The organism is Clostridium sartagoforme (assembly GCF_004794105.1).
Lineage (GTDB): Bacteria > Bacillota > Clostridia > Clostridiales > Clostridiaceae > Clostridium > Clostridium sartagoforme_B.
Genome location: NZ_SRYR01000035.1, coordinates 1 through 613, shown reverse-complemented (window position 1 = coordinate 613; position 613 = coordinate 1). Strand labels below are relative to the sequence as shown.

Sequence of the window (613 nt, the reverse complement as noted above, 5' to 3'; positions counted from 1 at the left end):
TATTGAAAACCACTGGCTATGCCAGTGGATAAAATGGCTTAAGCTCTGAACAGAAAAAACTCCTATTATATAATTGCAACGACTGACAATCGTAAAACAAATTAATCATAGGAGGTGTGTCGTATGGGTAACGACATAGAAAGCTTATCACATACAAAATGGAGGTGTCAATATCATATAGTATTTGCACCGAAATATAGAAGACAAATAATATATGGAAAATATAAGGCTGAAATTGGAAAGATATTAAGAATCATTTGTATAAGACATGGAGTAGAAATAATCGAAGCGAATGTTTGCTCAGATCATATACATATGTTGGTTACAATTCCGCCTAAAATGAGTGTATCAAAGTTCATGGGAATCTTAAAAGGAAAAAGTAGTTTAATGATTTTTGATAGATTTGCAAATTTAAAATATAAGTATGGAAATAGACATTTTTGGTGCAGAGGATATTACGTAGATACAGTAGGAAGAAATAAGACTGCAATCGCAAAGTATATTCAGAATCAAATTCAAGAAGACCAAATAGCAGAACAAATTAGTATGAAGGAATATATTGACCCGTTCACGGGATCGTCGGTAAAAAGTAGCAAATAGGAAAACCACCCGA

Annotated in this window: 1 protein-coding gene; it reads left to right on the top strand. The window is 32.6% G+C overall.

Going from position 1 to position 613, the window contains the following annotated elements; translation table 11 throughout:
- Nucleotides 1-123: 123 nt before the first annotated feature.
- Nucleotides 124-600 (top strand): IS200/IS605 family transposase, encoded by a 477-nt coding sequence (tnpA, locus tag E5347_RS16725; protein WP_136008346.1) that lies wholly within the window; start codon nt 124-126, stop codon nt 598-600.
- Nucleotides 601-613: the final 13 nt, after the last annotated feature.

Bases quoted from the DNA above. Each gene is read 5' to 3' on its own strand.
- tnpA (WP_136008346.1), top strand. From the start codon at position 124: ATGGGTAACGACATAGAAAGCTTATCACATACAAAATGGAGGTGTCAA.